This window comes from Lactobacillus taiwanensis, from assembly GCF_017894345.1.
Lineage (GTDB): Bacteria > Bacillota > Bacilli > Lactobacillales > Lactobacillaceae > Lactobacillus > Lactobacillus taiwanensis.
Window position 1 is genome coordinate 732985 of the sequence record NZ_CP059276.1, and the last position, 19584, is coordinate 752568.

At 34.9% G+C, this 19584-nt stretch carries 16 protein-coding genes and 1 pseudogene; 16 read left to right on the top strand and 1 reads right to left on the bottom strand.

The window, feature by feature from the left end; genetic code table 11:
- The first annotated feature begins 114 nt into the window (after positions 1–114).
- From H1A07_RS03525 to rplS, 16 genes and pseudogenes are all read left to right on the top strand, one after another.
- Positions 115–1125, top strand: a complete 1011-nt coding sequence (locus H1A07_RS03525; protein WP_057718899.1) for an ABC transporter ATP-binding protein — start codon at positions 115–117, stop codon at positions 1123–1125.
- A gap of 6 nt (positions 1126–1131) precedes the next feature.
- Positions 1132–2100, top strand: coding sequence for an ABC transporter ATP-binding protein (locus H1A07_RS03530; RefSeq protein WP_094499056.1), 969 nt, complete (start codon positions 1132–1134; stop codon positions 2098–2100).
- A 2-nt stretch (positions 2101–2102) separates the two neighbouring features.
- A complete protein-coding gene (gene opp4B / locus H1A07_RS03535; RefSeq protein WP_057718897.1) occupies positions 2103–3065 on the top strand; it encodes an oligopeptide ABC transporter permease in 963 nt (320 codons plus the stop codon).
- A gap of 16 nt (positions 3066–3081) precedes the next feature.
- Entirely contained in the window at positions 3082–3996 is a 915-nt protein-coding gene (locus tag H1A07_RS03540; RefSeq protein ID WP_094523421.1) for an ABC transporter permease, read from the top strand.
- Positions 3997–4299: 303 nt separating this feature from the next.
- The gene (locus H1A07_RS03545; RefSeq protein ID WP_210145365.1) at positions 4300–6054 is read left to right on the top strand and encodes an oligopeptide ABC transporter substrate-binding protein; all 1755 of its coding nucleotides are present in this window, start codon (positions 4300–4302) and stop codon (positions 6052–6054) included.
- A 139-nt stretch (positions 6055–6193) separates the two neighbouring features.
- Positions 6194–7507, top strand: a pseudogene (locus tag H1A07_RS03550) (ABC transporter substrate-binding protein); the annotation flags it as partial.
- Positions 7508–7664: 157 nt separating this feature from the next.
- A complete protein-coding gene (gene rnc / locus H1A07_RS03555) occupies positions 7665–8345 on the top strand; it encodes a ribonuclease III (RefSeq protein ID WP_210145366.1) in 681 nt (226 codons plus the stop codon).
- 14 nt (positions 8346–8359) lie between these two features.
- The gene (gene smc, locus H1A07_RS03560; RefSeq protein ID WP_210145367.1) at positions 8360–11920 is read left to right on the top strand and encodes a chromosome segregation protein SMC; all 3561 of its coding nucleotides are present in this window, start codon (positions 8360–8362) and stop codon (positions 11918–11920) included.
- A 2-nt stretch (positions 11921–11922) separates the two neighbouring features.
- On the top strand, positions 11923–13278 hold the full coding sequence (gene ftsY / locus H1A07_RS03565) for a signal recognition particle-docking protein FtsY (RefSeq protein ID WP_210145368.1): 1356 nt from the start codon (positions 11923–11925) through the stop codon (positions 13276–13278).
- Between the two features lie 39 nt (positions 13279–13317).
- On the top strand, positions 13318–14742 hold the full coding sequence (locus H1A07_RS03570; RefSeq protein ID WP_210145369.1) for a C69 family dipeptidase: 1425 nt from the start codon (positions 13318–13320) through the stop codon (positions 14740–14742).
- Positions 14743–14892: 150 nt separating this feature from the next.
- Entirely contained in the window at positions 14893–15234 is a 342-nt protein-coding gene (gene ylxM / locus H1A07_RS03575; RefSeq protein ID WP_094497209.1) for a YlxM family DNA-binding protein, read from the top strand.
- Between the two features lies 1 nt (position 15235).
- Positions 15236–16666, top strand: a complete 1431-nt coding sequence (gene ffh / locus H1A07_RS03580; protein ID WP_210145370.1) for a signal recognition particle protein — start codon at positions 15236–15238, stop codon at positions 16664–16666.
- Between the two features lie 85 nt (positions 16667–16751).
- Positions 16752–17024, top strand: coding sequence for a 30S ribosomal protein S16 (gene rpsP, locus H1A07_RS03585; RefSeq protein WP_003647505.1), 273 nt, complete (start codon positions 16752–16754; stop codon positions 17022–17024).
- Between the two features lie 68 nt (positions 17025–17092).
- Positions 17093–17614, top strand: a complete 522-nt coding sequence (gene rimM / locus H1A07_RS03590) for a ribosome maturation factor RimM (protein ID WP_094499049.1) — start codon at positions 17093–17095, stop codon at positions 17612–17614.
- A complete protein-coding gene (gene trmD, locus H1A07_RS03595) occupies positions 17604–18326 on the top strand; it encodes a tRNA (guanosine(37)-N1)-methyltransferase TrmD (protein ID WP_210145371.1) in 723 nt (240 codons plus the stop codon). Before rimM ends, trmD begins: the two co-directional genes overlap by 11 nt.
- 113 nt (positions 18327–18439) lie before the next feature.
- A complete protein-coding gene (rplS, locus tag H1A07_RS03600) occupies positions 18440–18790 on the top strand; it encodes a 50S ribosomal protein L19 (RefSeq protein WP_057718399.1) in 351 nt (116 codons plus the stop codon).
- 95 nt (positions 18791–18885) lie between these two features.
- Here the strand turns inward: rplS and lepB are convergent, their stop codons facing one another.
- Positions 18886–19527: a signal peptidase I gene (lepB, locus tag H1A07_RS03605; RefSeq protein WP_094499047.1), complete on the bottom strand. Its 642-nt coding sequence runs from the start codon at positions 19525–19527 to the stop codon at positions 18886–18888.
- Between the last annotated feature and the right edge of the window lie 57 nt (positions 19528–19584).

Genomic DNA, 19584 nt, shown 5'->3' on the forward strand with positions numbered 1-19584 from the left:
TTACTTTTATAAAAGTTGTTGAAATAGCAGTATCTTTTGTTTATAATAATGACATTAAATTGAAAATCTAATTGACTTTTAATAATGTCGTAAGGTTTGAGAGGAGAATGGCCTTTGGAAAAGCAAAGTGATCTTTTATTGGATATCGAACACTTGCATACCGCATATCGTTTGCATGGTAAGTTTTATGATGCCGCTGATGATATTAACTTAACTTTGAAACGAAATGAGATTTTGGCAGTTGTTGGTGAATCTGGTTGTGGTAAAAGTACAATTGCTTCAAGCATTATTGGTTTGTATGACCATAAAAATACGAAAGTAACCGGAGATATCTTATACAATGAATTGAACTTAGTTAATTTGAACGAATCATTATTTAATAAAATTCGGGGTAATAATATTGGAATGATCTTCCAAGATCCATTGGCTTCTCTTAATCCTTTAATGAAGGTTGGAGATCAAGTTGCTGAGACACTTTACTACCATACAGATATGGATGAAAAGGCACGTCATGCACGTGTAATTGAACTCTTTAACCAAGTTGGTATGCCTCGTCCAGAAGAAATGTATGAGATGTACCCACATGAATTATCTGGTGGTTTACGTCAACGTGTTGTAATTGCGATTGCAATCGCATGTAAGCCAGAAATTATTATTGCTGATGAACCAACTACAGCTTTAGATGTTACTATTCAGGCACAAATCTTAGATTTACTTAAGGAAATTCAAAAAGAGTCTCACTCAGGAATTGTCTTAATCACTCACGATTTGGGTGTTGTGGCTGAAACAGCTGATCAAGTAGCAGTTATGTATGCTGGACAAATTGTTGAAAAAGCAGATGTCAAGACTATTTTTCAAAATCCACTTCATCCATATACTCGTTCACTTCTTCATTCTATGCCGCAAACAGATGATGAAAGTCAGGATCTTCATGTGATTCATGGAACAGTTCCTTCACTGGTTAATATGCCGAGAACTGGAGATAGATTTGCAGCAAGAATTCCTTGGATTCCTGCAAGTGCTCATGAAGAGAATCCTAAGATTCATGAAGTTGAACCAGGACACTTTGTAAGATGTACTTGCTGGCAAAGCTTCCATTTCCAAGATGAAGAAAAGAAAGGATAGGAAATTATGGCCGATGAAATAATCGAAATAAAAAATTTAAAAGTTCACTATCCAATTCGTTCTGGCTTCTGGAATAGAGTTACTGGATATGTTAAGGCCGTTGATGGCATTAATCTTTCTATCAAAGAAGGGGAAACTTACGGTTTAATTGGTGAATCGGGCTCAGGTAAGTCAACTACTGGTAAAGCAATTGTTGGTGTTGAAAAAGTAACTAGCGGTCAAATTTTGTATAAAGGTGTTGACGTTACTAAGGCATCTAACCGTAAAAAGCTTAACTACAATAAAGATGTGCAAATGATTTTCCAGGATTCTATGTCTAGTTTGAACCCTAGAAAACGTATTGAAGACATTATTGCTGAACCAATTAGAAACTTCGAGAACTTGACTACTGATGAAGAAAGAAAGAGAGTTCAAGAACTTTTGGATATTGTTGGAATGCCTAGTGATGCAATTTACAAGTTTCCACATGAATTTTCTGGTGGTCAACGTCAAAGAATTGGGGTTGCACGTGCCGTTGCTACTCATCCAAAATTAATCGTGGCTGACGAACCAACATCAGCTTTGGACTTATCAGTTCAAGCCCAAGTTTTGAACTTTATGAAGCATATTCAACAGGAATATAACATTGCATACTTATTCATTTCTCACGATTTAGGTGTTGTAAAACACATGTCAGAAGATATTGCTATTATGCACCGTGGACGTTTTGTAGAAATTGGTAAACGTGATCAAATTTACAAGAACCCAATGCATATTTATACTAAACGTCTACTTTCCGCAATTCCTGTTGTTGATGTTGAAAATAGAGAACAACATAAGGAAGACCGTCAACGCGTAGAAAAAGAATTCTTGCAAGATCAAGATAAATGGTATGAAAAAGATGGTCGTGTATTACCACTTCAAAAAGTTGGCGATCGTCATTTCGTTGCATTACCTAAAGATATGATTCAACAAGAATTGAAGGAGGGAGAATAGGTATGTGGAAAACGGTTTTACGTCGAATCCTGATTATGATCCCCCAGTTACTTATCTTGAGTTTACTAGTCTTTATTTTGGCTAAAATGATGCCTGGTGACCCATTTACTGGAATGATTAATCCGAATTCAGACCCTAAGGAAATTGCAAGATTAAGACAGGAATATGGATTGAATGATCCGGTATGGGTTCAATATACTCGCTGGCTTGGAAACATGTTCCATGGTGATTTAGGTCAATCATATATTCAAAAGGTGCCAGTAACTTCTTTGATTTGGGACCGTGCGGTTAACACTTTTTGGTTGTCTTTAATGACTGTTGTTTTAACTTATTTAATTGCAATTCCATTAGGCGTTACAGCCGGTCGTCACCAAGATGAATGGCAAGATCACGGAGTACAAATTTTTAACTACATTACTTATGCTGTACCTCCATTTGTTTTCTACATTTTAGGTATTTGGCTATTCGGATTTACTTTAGGTTGGTTCCCAATTTCTGGTTCTGTAAGTGCAGACGTTAACCCAGGTACTTTTGCTTACTTCTGGAGTAGGTTCTATCACTTGATTCTACCTTCAATCCTTTGTTCTTTAATCTCTACTACAGCAATTGTTCAATACTTAAGAACTGGTATTGTTGATAATAAGGTTGAAGACTATGTAAGAACGGCTCGTAGTAAGGGGGTTCCAGAAAATGTTGTCTTTAATAAACACATTTTAAGAAACTCGCTCTTACCAATCGCTGCATTTTTGGGTAACACTATTACTGGTTTGCTTTCAGGCTCAATGGTTATTGAATCAGTCTTTAGTTACCCTGGGATGGGTAAGTTGTTCCTAGATTCAATTGGACAACGTGACTATAGTACTTTAACTGCTTTAATTTTGTTGTTTGGTGTGTTAACTTTAATTGGTAACTTGTTGTCAGATATTATCATGAGTATTGTTGACCCAAGAATTCGGATTAAGTAGGGAGGAGTAGAAAATTATGGCTAAAGATAAAAACACATCGAAAAAAGATCAAAATGCTAAAACCTCTCTACCACCATCTGGATTTAAGATTATTGTTCGCGAGGTTTGGCGTGATAAGGTAGCATTTGTTTCATTTTGTATTATCGTTGCTATCTTACTATTTACTTTCGTCGGTTCATTATTCTTAAATAAGAGTCAGGTAACAGAAATTAATATCGCTGAAGCATATTATGCTTGGGGCGAATCAGGTCACGTCTTTGGTACTGATGACGGTGGTCGTGATATTTTGAAGCTCTTAATAATGGGTGGACGAAACTCTATCCTAATTGGATTAGCTGTTACAGTAATTTGTGAAGGCGTAGGACTATTAGTGGGATTATTTGCTGGCTACTTCGGTGGAGTTACTGATGCAATTATCATGCGTATAGTTGACTTTATTCAAATTTTGCCACAATTCCCAATTATCATTGTTTTGACTACTGTTATTCCTAACTATAATGCAGGAACATTAGTATGGTTAATTTCTATGTTTGCATGGACTGGCTCGGCTAGATACTTCCGTGCCTTCGTTCTATCACAAAGAGAGCGTGAATATGTTTTGGCTTCAAAAACTTCTGGTTCATCTAATTTAACGATTATTTTCCGTGAAGTTTTACCTAACATTACTTCTGCTATTATTATTGAGGTGGTATTAGCAATTGCGGGTAACATTGGTATTGAAACTACTTTATCTTTCTTAGGATATGGATTGCCAACCACTACACCATCCCTTGGTACTTTAATTGGATTTGCTAATGACCCAGTTAACGTTACTACTCGTCCATGGTTGTGGTTACCAGCAACAATTTTATTATTAATCATCTCATTAAGTATTAACTATGTTGGTCGTGCTCTTCAAAGAGCTGGAGACGCTCGTCAACGTGAAAATTAAATTTAATTGTATGAACATTAAAAAGCAACTCATAATTGAGTTGCTTTTTTGTATATGTTGCTCAAAATACAGCTGATATATTAATTTTGTTTGCTTAATAATGGGAATAAATTTAATTTTTGCTCTACTGAAATAAGTTTTTTATGGCAATTAAAAAGCTCTAATATAGGCTAGAAATCAGCATTTACAACTATATATAATAAATTAATATTAAAATTAATTGAGCAAAAGCGTTGTATTAGGAGTTTGATGATGATACTATTAAATCATCAACTTGTCCCAAATAGATGGAGGAATATAACTATGAAGAAAGCCAAACTATTTGGAAGTTTAACTTTACTTTCTGGTGTTGCTTTAACATTGGCAGCATGTGGTAATAATTCAAATTCTAAGGTAGATAACCCAACTAAGAGCTTTAAGTCAGCTACTCCTAAGAAAGCCGTCAAGAAAGGCGGTACTGTTAGTGTAGCCCTTGAATCTGATACACCATTTACCGGTATTTTCTTAAATGAATTGTCAGATACTCAAAATGATACCGATGCAATGGCACCTGCTAATGAGGCATTATTTGATACAAATGATACTTATCAAATTAATGATAAGGGTCCAGCTACATTAAAATTAGATAATAAAAATAAAACTGCCACTATTACTGTTAAAAAGGGTGTAAAGTGGTCAGATGGTAAGCAAGTAACTGCTAAGGATGTTGAATATTCTTACGAAATTATTGCTAATAAGGCAACAAAGTCTTCTCGCTATACTGAATCACTTCAAAATATTGTTGGTTTAAGCGAATATCACGATGGAAAATCTAACACTATTTCTGGTATTGAAATGCCTGATGGTGATAATGGTAGAACTGTAGTACTTCATTTTAAAGAAATGAAACCGGGTATGAAATTTAGTGGTAACGGTTATTTCTGGGAGGCTGCGGCTCCATACCACTACTTAAAGGATGTTCCATTTAATAAGTTACAATCCTCCGATCAAGTAAGAAAGAATCCACTATTCTTTGGTCCTTATAAGATGAGCAAAGTGGTTCGTGGTCAAGCTGTAACATTTGTACCTAATAAGTACTACTGGAGAGGTACACCAAAATTAAATAAAGTAACAATTCAAGTTTTGAACCCTAACTCAGCTTCTCAGGCTATTAAGAGTCACAAATATGATATTGCTGGGGTTGTTAACTCGCAATGGAAGAATGTAGCTAATACTAATAACGTTAACTGGATTGCAAATATTCCGCTTGGTTATAACTATTTAGGCTTTAAAGTTGGTAAGTGGGATGCAGCTAAGGGCGAAAACGTAATGAATAAGGATTCCAAGATGAACAATAAATCATTACGTCAAGCTATTGCTTATGGTATGAATGTTTCCGCTGTAACGAAACGTTATACTAATGGATTGACTTTCCATATCCCAACTTTAATTCCAAAGCAATTTGGTAAATACTTCGACAAGAATGTTAAAGGATATGACTATAACATCAAGAAAGGTAACGAAATTCTTGATAAAGCTGGCTACAAGAAGAAGGGTAAATACCGTGTTCAACCAAATGGAAAACCTTTAACTATTCGGCTAGCTGCTATGACTGGTACTTCTACTCAAGAACCAATCATTCAAAATTATATCCAACAATGGAAGAAGTTAGGCTTGAATGTTAAGTTAACTGGTGGTCGTTTGATGGAAATGAATTCCTTCTACGACAAGGTTCAAAACGACTCTAAGGATGTTGATATGTTCATGGGTGCATGGTCATTATCATCAGAACCATCACCAAATGACCTGTACAGTGTAAAGGCTCCTTATAACTTCTCACGCTTTGTAACTGCTAAGAACACTAAGTTACTTCAAGAAATGGATTCTGAAAAGGCATTTAATACGAATTATCGTGTCAAGAAGTTCCATGAATGGCAAAAATACATGGATGATGAAGCTTATGTCGTTCCAGTATCTAACAGTTACAGTGTAAAGGCTGTTAACAGTAAGATTACTGGTTACTCATTAAAACCTTCGGCTGCTAACAGTCTTTGGTACAACGTTGGAATTGCCAAATAATAATTTTATGAATTTTCTCAAACGATCGTCAATTTTGACGATCGTTTTTTGTTCAACTTGTTTTAATCGGCTTCAGGGCTAAAATTAAATATATCAACTTGCCCAATATTATTGGAGAAAATTCGATAAGGAAAGGCAAATTAAGTGGTACATTAATTCAGGTGTAGTCTTAACTTTAGCAGCCTGTGGTAATAGTAACAGCAATAACTGTAGTCACCCTAACTTTAAGGAGTCAACTCCTAAGAAAACAATTAAAGATGGTGGTAAGGTTAGTGTCGCTGTAGTTATCGATACATCATTTACAGATATTTTTAATGATGAATTATCAACTAACAATACTTAGAAGTATGTAAAAGGTGGAGCGCCAGATATTAAGATTGATAAGAATGCTAAAACCGCAACCGTTACTATTAATCCTAAAGTTAAGTGGTCTGATGGTCAGCCATTGGTTGCAAAAGACTACGAATATACTTATGACATTATCACTAATAAAGCAACTCATTCTCAACCTTACACTTCAAGCTTAGCTGAACTTGAAGGTTTGCAAGAATATCATGATGGAAAATCTGATACTATTTCAGAGATTGAAATGCCAGATGGCGAAAATGGTCGTACAGTAGCACTTCATTTTAAAGAAATGAAGCCTGGAATGACACAAAGTGGTAATAGCAATATTTGGGAAGCTGCTGCTCCTTACCATTACTTAAAAGATGTTGCACTTGATAAGCTTATTTCAAGCAATAAGGTTCGTAAGAATTCATTGTTCTATGGTCCTTACAAGGTAAGCAAAGTGGTTCGTGGACAATCAGTTTCCTGGGTTCCAAACGAACATTACTATAAAGATAAACCACACTTAGATAAAATTATAGCTTCCGTAATTACTCCAGCTTCAGTTGCTCAATCAATTAAGAGTAATAAATTTGATGTCACCCAAGTAAGTAACTCTCAATGGCAAGATATTAAAGGCTCTAAGGGCGAAAACGTAACGAACAAAGACGCTATGATGAATAATCAAGCTCTTCGTCAAGCTATTGCCTATGGGATGAATGTTGACGAAGTTTATAAGAGATACTCATCAGGTCTTTCATTTAGAATTTCTACTTTAATTCCAAAGCAATTTGGTGATTACTTCGATAAGAATGTTAAGGGATATACTTATAACATTAAAAAGGATAATGAATTGTTAGATAAAGCTGGCTACAAGAAGAAAGGACATACCGCGTTCAACCAAATGGAAAGCCTTTAACTATTCATTTAGCGGTCATGACTGGTAGCAAGGTTCAAGAACCGATCATTCAAAACTACATTTAACAATGGAAGAAATTAGGATTAAACGTTAAGCTAACTGGCGGTCGTTTAATGGAAATGAATTCTTTCTATGATAAAGTTCAACATGATTCTAAAGATGTAGATATTGTTCATTGGTGCTTGGTCACTTTCTTCAGAACCAGCTAGGAGTATGGGGGCGGTTTCCCTAACTGGTACTACGTTGGTTATACAAAATAAATAAAAATATTTAAAGTGCGATTTTAAGAGGTCGCACTTTTTCTTTATCTTTTTTTAATAGGATAAAATAGGTATAATTAAAGAGTTAAAGAAAGGAAGCAACTATGGTTTCAGTAGCTTTTAAACAAAACTTAAAAGAAAAATATGGAATAAAATTTAATAATGAAAAATTACTCGAAGATGCATTTACGCATTCTTCGTATGCTAATGAGCATCCTGGTAGAAAGGACTATGAAAAATTAGAATTTCTTGGGGATGCTGTTCTTGAACTAGCTGTATCTGATTATCTTTATCGGCATTTTCCAAAATTAAATGAAGGTGAGTTAACCAGAATGCGTTCTAATATTGTTAGAACTGAAGGTTTTTCTGAATTCGCCATCGAATGTGGTTTTCCAGCAGAAATTAATCTCGGTAAGGGAGAAGAAAAAGCTGGGGCAAGAAAGCGTAAGACACTTCTTGAGGATGTCTTTGAAGCCTTTAATGGTGCGCTTTTTTTGGATCAAGGAATGCCAGCAGTACAGCACTTCTTACATTTGACAGTTTACCCATTAATTGCTGAAGGAGATTTTAATGCCTCACCCGATTATAAAACTGAACTTCAGGAGCGTTTGCAGGTAAATGGACCAGTTAAGATTGAATATCAAGTAATAGACGAAGATGAATCAAAGCCATCTTTTAAAGTTCAGCTACTTGTAAATGGTGAAAAAGTTTCAGAGGGACAAGGACGTAATAAAAAAGCCGCAGAGCAGCAAGCGGCTCAAGCTGCATTAGCTAAAAATAAATAAGAAAAGGTGAGTCTGTGCCACTACAACAATTAGTTTTAAATGGTTTTAAGTCTTTTGCTGATAAGACGACAATTAGCTTTAATAATGGTATTACTGGCATCGTTGGTCCAAATGGTAGTGGAAAAAGTAACATTACAGAAGCAATTCGCTGGGTAATGGGTGAGGGGTCTGCCAAGTCTTTACGTGGTGAAAATATGAAAGATGTTATTTTCACTGGTAGTCAAATGCGTGCTCCGATGAATCATGCAGAAGTTGAGCTGATTTTCGATAATCGTGATCATCAACTTGCCTCTGATGATGATGAAGTTGTAGTTACAAGAAAAATTTTGCGTAACGGCGAAAGTGATTATCTTTTAAATCATCATCCAGTTAGATTAAAAGATGTCAAAACACTTTTTATTGAGTCTGGAATGTCATCTGACAGCTTGGGAATAATTTCGCAGGGTAAAGTTGATGAAATTCTTAATTCTAAACCGCAGCAACGACGGGGAATTTTTGAAGAAGCTGCTGGGGTACTTCATTTTAAGCAACAAAAAGAGATTGCTTTGAAGCAGTTAGATAAGACTAATGCCAATTTAATTAGAATTAATGACTTGGTTAAGGAGTTAGAGAGTAGAATTGAGCCTCTTCATGAACAAAGCTCATTAGCAAAAGAATATAAGTTTCAAAAAGATCAACTTGATCATAAGTTGAAACAGCTTCTAGGCTTAGAGATTGAAAGCTTAAATGAAGAAAAAAAAGCAGTTGCTAAAAGAGCAGCTACTAATCAAGGAATCTTAAATAAGCTTGATGATGAAGTTAAACAATCTCAAGCTGATTTAGAGGAAAAACGTAAGCAGTCAAATAAGCGACATGCAGAAAAAGATGAAAAACAACAAGAATTATTAGCTTTAACGCAAAAAATTGCTGCTTTGAATACTGATTTACAAATGCATCAGCAATCTCGTGAGTATGATGTTGCTACGCAAAAGGAATATACGGCTCAATCTGATGAATTAAAAGAACGTCAAAAACATCTTTTGAAGCAACTTGATAGTAATGAAAAAGATTTGGTTAGTCAAAATAAAATACTTGCTAATTTTTTGAAAAAACAAAAAAAATTAAAGCAAGAATTGAAGCAGGGACCAGAACAGTTAAATAATCAATTAGAGAAGGTTCGTTCTGATTACATTCAAACTTTACAAGATCAAACCAGCAATAATAACGAAATTGTTTATTTGAAAAATGAATTAACTCGTAATCAGAAGTCAACTGATAGTCGTCAGCAAGAGGTTGAAGAGCAATTATCAGAGTCTCAACAAATTCTTGACCAATTAAAAAAACAAGGACATGATTTAGTACTTAAACGTAAAAAATTAAATGAAGAAATATCAGTCCTTGATCAAAAAATTGCACAGAAGAGCAAACTTAAAGATCAAAATGAGCAGAACTATTTCCAAGTACGTAATAATATTCAACAAATTTCCGCTCAAGTAGAAGGTTTAAAGCGAATTAGAGATCGCCATGAAGGTTACTATTATGGAGTTAAGTATGTTTTAAATCATCAAAGTGATTTCCATGGTATTGTTGGGGTTATTGGTGAATTAATTTCATTCCCAGCCGAATTAGAAGCAGCATTATCAACTGCTTTAGGTGGCGGAGTTCAAGATTTAGTAACGATTGATCAAAATAGTGCTAGGGATGCGATTAATTTGTTAAAGCAAACTCGTACTGGTAGAGCTACTTTTTTACCTTTAGATGGATTGCGACATAATGAAATTGCTGCTTCAACAATTAAGTCTCTTCGAAGCATTGATGGATTTAAGGACGTAGCAGCAAACCTCGTTACTGCAAAGACGGATATCGATATTTCCAATGCTATTTCTTATCTTTTAGGAAATGTTTTGGTAGTTGATACAATTGATACTGCTTTGCGCGTGCAACGTAGAATTGGTCGTCACTATCGAATTGTGACTTTAGATGGTGATATTATCAGTCCTGGCGGAAGTATGACTGGGGGAACTAGAAATACTAGAAATAATTCACCACTTGCAACAAATGCAGAAATTGATAAGCTGACTGCTCAAATTAAGGCAAGCAAAGAAAAGTTTGTTAAATTACAAGAGATTTTGAATGAGTTAAATCAAGTCTTAAATGAATTGCAGGCAGAACTAGAAACTAAGAAGAGTAATTTAACCTCATTAAATCAACAAATTAGCGAGCAAGCTATTAAGTATGAAAATGAAGAGAAAGAAGTAAAACGTTTAACTCAATTAAATGATTTACAACAAAAAGCGCAACTAGAAAAAAAGCAAGAAGAAGCAGAACTATCAACTCGCCTTGAAAAGCAACAAGCTAAAAAAGTAGAACTTGAAGAATTAGCCCAAAAACAGAGAACACAAATGTATCAATTAAAACATGATCTTAGTGATTTTGATGAGGCTTATCAAAAGCTACAAAATGAATTGAGTAACTTAAATTCTGATTTGGCTGTTGTTAAGAATAAGCTTGAAAATATTACTGCAAAAAAGGCTGAGCTAGAGGAACAATTAACTAATACTAATGCTCGTTTAAAGGATATTGATAATAAAATTAAGGCCCTTACATTGTCTCAAAATGGACAAAGTGAAACTGAGATTGAAGAACAAGTTTCTCGATTGTCTGAAAAGAGAAAGCAAATGCAAAAGGCTCTTGCTGAAATAAATCAAGATTTAGGAAAATTTGATGCGCAGATAAATAATCTAGATCAAGTTGCCACAAGAAACTATAATTTGCGTAAGAATACAGCTGCTGAGCAAGAAGAATATTCAGCTAAATTAGGAGAGCTGAAGTCTCAAATTAATCAAAAACTTAAAACTTTAAGTGAAGAGTATTCCCTTACCTTTGAAGCTGCTTTGCAATTATCTAAGGGTCAAAATACAACAGACTTACGTAGGAAGCTAGAGCGCGAAGTTCATCTACATAAGATGTCTTTAGCAGATATTGGTGAAGTAAACTTAAATTCTATTGAAGAATATGAAGATGTAAAAACACGCTATGATTTCTTGAATGGTCAACAAACAGACTTGCTTAATGCAAGAAAAGATATTGAAGAATCAATGTCGAAATTAGATGATGAAGTAAAGAGTCGTTTCAGTGCAACGTTCCATCAAATTGAAAAAAGCTTTGCTAAAATTTTCCCAATTATGTTTGATGGTGGACATGCAAGATTAGAACTTACTGATCCCAAGAATTTACTTGAAACAGGAATTGAAATTATCGCTCAGCCACCTGGTAAGAAATCACAAAAATTAACACTTCTTTCTGGTGGTGAAAGAGCTTTGACTGCAATTACTTTATTATTTGCAATGTTGCAAGTTAATCCAGTGCCTTTCTGTATTCTAGATGAAGTAGAAGCGGCCTTGGATGAAACCAATGTTGATCGTTTTGCTCAATTTTTAAATCATTATGATATGAAGACTCAATTTATTGTGATTACTCACCGTCGTGGTACGATGCAGAAAGCAGATAATTTGTATGGAATTGTAATGCAGGAATCTGGAATTTCGAAAGTGCTGTCAGTATCATTAAATGAGATTAAGAAAGAAGTGAAATAGTAGTGGGATTATTTGATAAAATTAAAAAATCTCTTTTTGGTCATAAAGATGAAGAACAAGAAGAGAATAAAGAAAAAGAACTAACTGAAAAATCAAATGAAGAGACTCAAGAATCAAAAGAGCCTTCTGAAGCAGAAAATGTTGAAAAAAATTCAGAAGAGATACCCGATTCAGAAACTGAAGATCAATCTGACGAAGAAAATACCGAATCAGAAGAAACGCCTGGTTGGAGTGATGCCGGTAGTGCATTTGAAAAAACACAAAATGAAGCTGAAAAGCCCGCTGAAGAAGTAGAAGATCAGTCAGAAGAAGAATTTGAAGAACAAGAAGAGGATATAGAAGAAGGATCTGATTCAGAAGTTGAAGATCAAGATGATCAAGAAAGTGTTACGGCAGAAGTAACTGAGGAAGAAGCACCAGAAGAAGACGAACAAGAAAGATATGATAAAGGATTAGAAAAAACCAATCATTCATTTGGTGCTCGTTTAAATGCATTCTTTGCTAAATTTAGAACGGTTGATGAAGATTTCTTTGATGATTTGGAAGATTTGCTAATTGAGTCTGATGTAGGTTTTGAAACTGCTGAAGAATTAACTGATTCTTTGAGGGATGAGGCAAAATTACAAAATGCCAAAAGTCATGATGCCTTAAAACAAGTTATTGTCGAAAAGTTAGTTGATATTTACGATAAAGGCGGAGAAGGTAAAGATGCTAAATTGGCAGATGATACTGAAGCTAAACCTAACGTCTATTTGTTTGTAGGAGTCAATGGAGCAGGTAAGACTACTACAATCGGTAAATTGGCTAAAAGAATTAAAGATTCAGGAAAATCCGTTATGATGGTAGCAGCTGATACTTTCAGAGCGGGGGCTGTTGAACAATTAGTAGAGTGGGGCAAGCGTGATGGCGTTGAAGTTATTACGGGTCCTGAAAAAGCTGATCCAGCTTCTGTGGTTTATGATGGTGTTAAAAAAGCTAAAGAAGATGGCATTGACTTTTTATTAGTTGATACTGCTGGGCGACTTCAAAATAAAGTAAATTTGATGAGCGAGCTTGATAAGATAAAGCGTACGATAAAGAAAATCTTGCCCGATCAACCAAACGAAGTACTTTTAGTTTTAGATGGTTCAACTGGTCAAAATGCATTGCTTCAAGCTAAAGATTTTGATAAAACAACAAAACTTACTGGTTTAGTTTTAACTAAACTTGACGGATCTTCTAAGGGTGGAGTAGTTTTAGCAATTAGAAATGAAATGGACTTACCAGTTAAATTAGTCGGTTTAGGAGAAAAGGTTGACGATTTAGCTGACTTTGATGCAGAAAAATTTGCAATTGGTCTCTTCCAAGGAATAATCTAATAGTAGGTAAAATTACGAGTAATTATAGAAGGAGTAAATATGAAGCATTTAAGTGCATGTACAACTATTTTAGTTGGTAAAAAGGCCTCAATCGATGGCTCAGTAATGATTTCACGTAATGATGATACTGCTGGCGCAATTACACCTCAAAAGTTCATCATTGAACCGGCTGCTCACGGTGAAAAAGGACGTAAGATTAAATCTTGGCTTAATAAATTTGAAATGGATTTGCCAGAAGATGCTCAAAGAGTACCAGCTGTTCCCAATGTTGACTATAAGAAACTTGGTTATTATGACGAAAGTGGTATTAACCAAAAGAATGTTGCCATGTCATGTACTGAATCAACTTATGGTAATGAAAGAACTTTAGCCTTTGATCCATTGGTTAAAGATGGTTTGGATGAAGATTGTATGCAAACCGTCGTTTTACCATACATTGATTCTGCAAGAGATGGTGTTAAGCGTCTTGGTGCTTTAATTAAGAAATATGGTTCTCCAGCAGGAAACTCAGTTTTATTCGGTGATAAGGATGAAATTTGGTACATGGAAATTGTTACTGGTCACCACTGGGTTGCCCAACGTATTCCAGATGATTGTTATGCTGCAACTGGTAACCGCGTAGCTATTCAAGAAGTGAACTTTGATGATCAAGATAACTTTATGTGGAGTGAAGGAATTCAAGAATTTGTTGAAGAACATCACTTGAATCCAGATCATGAAGGTTGGAATTTCCGTCATATTTTTGGAACTTATACTGAACAAGATCGTCACTACAATACCAGTCGTCAATGGTATATTCAAAAGCTTTTCAATCCAGAAATTGAACAAGAGCCTGAAGATCCAGATATTCCTTTCATTAGAAAAGCTTCTAAGAAGTTAGCTAAGGAAGATATTGAATATGCTCTTGGTTCTCACTATCAAGATACGCCATTTGATCCATTTGGACATGGAACTGAAGAAGAAAAGCATCGCTATCGTCCAATTGGTTTAAATAGAACTCAAAACTCACATATCTTACAAATTAGAAGTGATGTTCCTGAAGAAATGGCAGGTATTATGTGGTTATGTATCGGTGGTCCAACATTTACCCCTTACATTCCATTCTTTGCAAATATGAATGATACGGATCCTTCATTTAACAATACTTCAATGACTTATAATAAGGAAGATGCTTGGTGGTATTACAAGTCTCTTGCTGCTTTAGTTGAAAGTCATTATCCTCAATTTGTTCAACTTAATACTAAGTACCTAGAAGAATTAAATAGATACTACCGTGGACGTGTTGAAGAAGTTATCGAAAACGCTAAAGATTTGAGTGGAGAAAAATTAACTGATTACTTGACTCAAGAAAATCAAAAGACTGTTGCTCATACTCAGAGAGACAGTGAAGAATTAATGGGTCAGATGTTTACAGACGCAATTAAGATGTCTAAGTTAACATTTAAGATGGATCCAAACTTATAATTTAAATAGATTATAGAAAAAGAGAAGGTTAGGCGACTTGTTTGCCTAACCTTCTTTTTATAAAAAATCAACTCTAAAAGATAATTAAGTACAGACCTATCATTTTAGAAATGCGATTTTTTTGCTATACTTGTTCAAGGTGAGACAAAAATGGATGAACTTGAAAGAAACGAAAGATTAGGCGATTTATTTGCCTATTATGGTTCTTTGTTGACTAAGGGACAACAAGATTATTTTGAAGATTATTATTATAATGATCTTTCTTTAGGTGAAATTGCTGATAATCACCATGTCTCTCGTCAGGCTGTTTACGACAACTTAAAACGTAGCAGCAAGGCTTTAGAAAAATATGAAGATAAACTTCATATGAAGCGTGATTATTCTAGAATAGAAGAAAAAATTACTGAAGCTGTATATGCCCTTGAAAATGGCAAAATTAATCGAGCTCAGATTGAACTTTTAAAATTATTAAGACAAATGGGAGTAGAATAGCATGGCTTTTGAAAATTTGAGTGAAAGACTTCAAAAAGCATTAAAAAATTTAACAGGTAAAGGAAAAATTTCTGAGGCTGATATCAATGACGCCAGCCGTGAAATTCGTTTAGCTTTATTAGAGGCAGATGTTAACTTTAAAGTTGTAAAAGACTTTATTAAAAAGATTAAAAAAGAAGCTCTGGGTAAGGAAGTTCAAGATAGCTTAAATCCCGGACAACAAATCATTAAAATTGTTGATGATGAACTAACAAAAATGATGGGAGAAGAAGCCGTTTCTCTTAATAAGTCTCCACATATTCCAACAATTATTATGATGGTTGGTTTACAAGGTACTGGTAAAACTACTACGGTTGGTAAGCTTGCAAATTATTTGATGAAGAACGAAAAGGCTCGTCCTTTATTAATTGCGGGAGACATTTATCGTCCAGCAGCTGTCGATCAATTAAAACAAATTGGGCAACAATTAGATGTACCTGTTTATAGTGAAGATAATCAAGATGTTGCTGAAATTGTTAAGCATGGTCTTGAAGAAGCAGACAAAAATAAAAATGACTATGTTTTAATCGATACAGCTGGTCGTCTTGAAATTGATGAGCAATTGATGGATGAATTAAAGCGTGTAACTGAGGTCGCTCATCCAGACAATACTTTACTTGTTGTAGACGCTATGACAGGTCAAGCTGCTACTCAAGTTGCTGAAGGGTTTAACAAAGATTTAGATTTAACTGGAATTATTTTAACCAAGCTAGATGGGGATACTCGTGGTGGTGCAGCCCTTTCTATTCGCGCTGTGACTGGGTTGCCAATCATCTTTACTGGTCAGGGAGAAAAATTAACTGATCTTTTAACCTTCCACCCTGATCGTATGGCTTCACGTATCTTAGGCATGGGTGATATGTTGACCTTGATTGAAAAGGCACAGCAAGATTATGATGCCAAAGAAGCCGAAAAGATGGCTGAGAAAATGCGTGAAAATACATTTGATTTTAATGATTTTATTGATCAAATGGATCAAGTGCAAAAGATGGGACCATTAGATCAGATTATTAAAATGATCCCAGGTTTAGGAAATAATCCTGCCTTAAAGAATATTCAAATTCCTGAAAAGCAAATCGCTCATATTAAGGCGATTGTTTACTCAATGACGCCAGAAGAGCGTGAAAATCCTGATATTCTTAATCCATCCAGAAGACGCAGAATTGCAGCTGGATCCGGTAGATCAATTGCTGAAGTTAATCGTATGATTAAGCAATTTAAGCAATCAAAAGAAATGATGCAAAAGATGACTAAGGGAGATATGGGTGAATTGGCTAACTTACCAGGGATGAATTCACCAATGGGTAAAATGGCTATGCGTTCAATGAATAAACGCTTTAAGAAGAATAAAAAGAAGCGCATGAAAAATATCAAACGCTATCGTTCAAAATAATTTTTAGCTGTTAAGGAAAAACACTTTACACATATTTTTCTTTATGCTATATTATTTAAGTCAAGAAATTTAGGAGGAATTATTAATGTCTGTAAAGATTCGTATGCGCCGTATGGGCTCAAAGAGAAAACCTTTTTACCGTATCGTAGTTGCTGATTCACGTATGCCACGTGACGGTCGTTTTATCGAAGAAGTTGGTTACTACAACCCACTTACTAACCCTGATGAAGTTAAGCTTGAAGAAGACAAGATTTTTGAATGGCTTGAAAAGGGTGCTCAACCATCAGATACTGTAAGAAGCTTACTTTCAAAAGCTGGTTTGATGACTAGATACCACGACGCAAAGTACGGTAAGTAATTTACTATGGCAATTAGAAGTTTGGGAAGGCTCTTCCCAAACTTTTTTATTTAGAAAGAATAAATTCTATGACTGAGTATTTTGAAGTTGGAAAAATATTATCTCCTCATGGTTTAAAGGGAGAGGTTAAGGTAAATGCCACAACTGATTTTCCAGAGGAAAGATTAGCTGCAGAGAGTAGATTGTTTATTAAAAACAATGACGAGTATCAAGCAATGATTGTTGAAGTTGCTCGACGCCATAAGCAATTTTATTTGGTTAAGTTTGAAAAAGTTGATGATATTGATCAAGCAGAAAAAATTTGTGGCAAAGAGCTATATGTTGCAGAAACTGATCAACAAGAATTACCTGAAGGTAGTTATTACTTTAAAGATATTTTGAATTGTCCTGTATATGATGCTGAAACTGGTGAAAAATTAGGTATTTTAGAGAATATTGAAACTCCTGGAGCAAATGATATTTGGGAGATAAAGCCAGAACAGGGGAAGAGTTTTTGGATTCCAAATATTAAATCAGTTGTTAAGAAAGTTGATTTACCTAATAAACGAATAGAAGTAACTTTACTTGAGGGATTGCGAGATGAAAATTAATGTTTTAACCCTTTTTCCAGATATGTTTACTCCTTTGCAGGTATCCATGCTGGGAAGAGGACTAGAAGGTAAAAAGTGGGAGTTAAATTTAGTTAACTTCCGTGATTTTACAACTGATGTTCACCATCATGTTGACGATACTCCTTATGGAGGAGGCGCCGGCATGGTTTTACAAATTATGCCGATAAAAAAAGCACTTGATTCTTTAACTAACAAAGGTAAAGTTATTATTACTGCTCCTCAGGGAAAGACCTTTAATGAAAAAATGGCTCAAAATTGGTCAAAGGAAGAAAATCTGACTTTTATTTGTGGTCATTACGAAGGTTTTGATCAAAGAGTGTATGACTTAGCGGATGAGACAGTCTCAATTGGCGATTACGTTTTAACTGGCGGTGAATTGCCGACAATGAGTATGATTGATGCTACTGTAAGACTATTACCGGGAATTTTAGGAAATGCAGCTTCTCCAGTTGAAGAAAGTTTTTCTCATGGACTTTTAGAGTATCCACAATATACCCGTCCTGCAGATTTTGAGGGACAAAAAGTACCAGAAGTACTGACATCTGGTAATCATCAAAAAATTGCTGAATGGCGTCATAGGGAAGCTTTACGTGCAACATATCTTCATCGTCCAGATATGTTATCAGAACGCAATTTAACTAATGAGGAAAAGAAAATGCTAGAAGAAATTAAACTTGAAAAAGATAATTAGTATTTACAAGCTTTTTTCTATTTGATAAACTAATCGTTGTGGCATAAGCCACTGATTTATGGGTATTCCGCTGGCACTGAGTGTTGATGAATGCCGTAGAAGGAGAGACAATAATGGATCCATTAATTCAAGAATTAACTAAAGACCAATTACGTGATGATATGCCTGACTTCCGTGCAGGTGATACTGTTCGTGTTCACGTACGTGTTGTAGAAGGTACTCACGAACGTATTCAGATGTTCGAAGGTGTTGTAATTAAGCGTAAAGGTGCAGGCATCAGCGCAACTTACACTGTACGTAAGATGTCATCTGGTATTGGTGTTGAACGTACTTTCCCAGTAAACGATCCACGTGTTGCTAAGGTTGAAGTTCTTCGTCACGGTCGTGTACGTCGTGCTAAGCTTTACTACTTACGTGAACGTCATGGTAAGGCAGCTAGAATTGCTGAAAAGCGTCGCGGTTAATTCAATAATTAAGCAAGACAGGATTAAAGGCTATCTCAAACGAGATAGCTTTTTTTCATACCAAAAAAGAGTTTCGAAAATGAAACTCTTTTTAATTAATAAAATGTAATGTGATTTAGTGGCCAATAGCGTAATTTTACTACACCAACTATTTTACTTCGAGGAATTGTTCCAATGTATCGACTGTCTTTTGAAACACTTCGATGATCTCCCATTACAAAGTATGTATTAGCAGGAACCTTATTAGTTTTTTGCATTTCTTTTAATTGTTTAGAAGTGTAGAATTGGCGATAATTTTGTGTTTTTGCAAGTGAGCTCAGAGTGAAGTTCTGAGTATTAGTATATTTGGTTCCAGAAACACCATCTTCACCATTATCAATTAGTTTTTGACCTGCTTTTAACCAAGGCTGATTTAACTTTTTACCATTGATATAAATTTGATTATTTTTACTTACAATCTTATCACCAGGTAATCCAATAACTCGTTTAATATATAGGGCACCTGGTTCATCTGGTGCGTCAACAATTACAATATCGCCTTGCTTAATTTTAGCATGACGAAGAGCAATTACACGATCGTTATTTTCAAAAGTTGGCTGCATTGAAATCCCAGATACGGTTAAGTTAGCAAATACAAATCTATTTAGTACAAAGAAAATACCAAAAAAGATAGCTACTAAAATTAGTACCTGGAGAATCCATTGACCCCAACTTTCAGCTTGTTCTTGTTTTTTCAATTTTTCCACCTTAATTTTTTCTATTTCAACATAAAGTTTAACCTTAAATAGAGATTT

What these genes read in the sequence shown, in the direction of transcription:
- H1A07_RS03530 (WP_094499056.1), top strand. Translation starts at nt 1,132, where the DNA reads ATGGCCGATGAAATAATCGAAATAAAAAATTTAAAAGTTCACTATCCA.
- opp4B (WP_057718897.1), top strand. Translation starts at nt 2,103, where the DNA reads ATGTGGAAAACGGTTTTACGTCGAATCCTGATTATGATCCCCCAGTTA.
- H1A07_RS03540 (WP_094523421.1), top strand. Translation starts at nt 3,082, where the DNA reads ATGGCTAAAGATAAAAACACATCGAAAAAAGATCAAAATGCTAAAACC.
- H1A07_RS03545 (WP_210145365.1), top strand. Translation starts at nt 4,300, where the DNA reads ATGAAGAAAGCCAAACTATTTGGAAGTTTAACTTTACTTTCTGGTGTT.
- rnc (WP_210145366.1), top strand. Translation starts at nt 7,665, where the DNA reads ATGGTTTCAGTAGCTTTTAAACAAAACTTAAAAGAAAAATATGGAATA.
- H1A07_RS03570 (WP_210145369.1), top strand. Translation starts at nt 13,318, where the DNA reads ATGAAGCATTTAAGTGCATGTACAACTATTTTAGTTGGTAAAAAGGCC.
- ylxM (WP_094497209.1), top strand. Translation starts at nt 14,893, where the DNA reads ATGGATGAACTTGAAAGAAACGAAAGATTAGGCGATTTATTTGCCTAT.
- ffh (WP_210145370.1), top strand. Translation starts at nt 15,236, where the DNA reads ATGGCTTTTGAAAATTTGAGTGAAAGACTTCAAAAAGCATTAAAAAAT.
- rpsP (WP_003647505.1), top strand. Translation starts at nt 16,752, where the DNA reads ATGTCTGTAAAGATTCGTATGCGCCGTATGGGCTCAAAGAGAAAACCT.
- rimM (WP_094499049.1), top strand. Translation starts at nt 17,093, where the DNA reads ATGACTGAGTATTTTGAAGTTGGAAAAATATTATCTCCTCATGGTTTA.
- trmD (WP_210145371.1), top strand. Translation starts at nt 17,604, where the DNA reads ATGAAAATTAATGTTTTAACCCTTTTTCCAGATATGTTTACTCCTTTG.
- rplS (WP_057718399.1), top strand. Translation starts at nt 18,440, where the DNA reads ATGGATCCATTAATTCAAGAATTAACTAAAGACCAATTACGTGATGAT.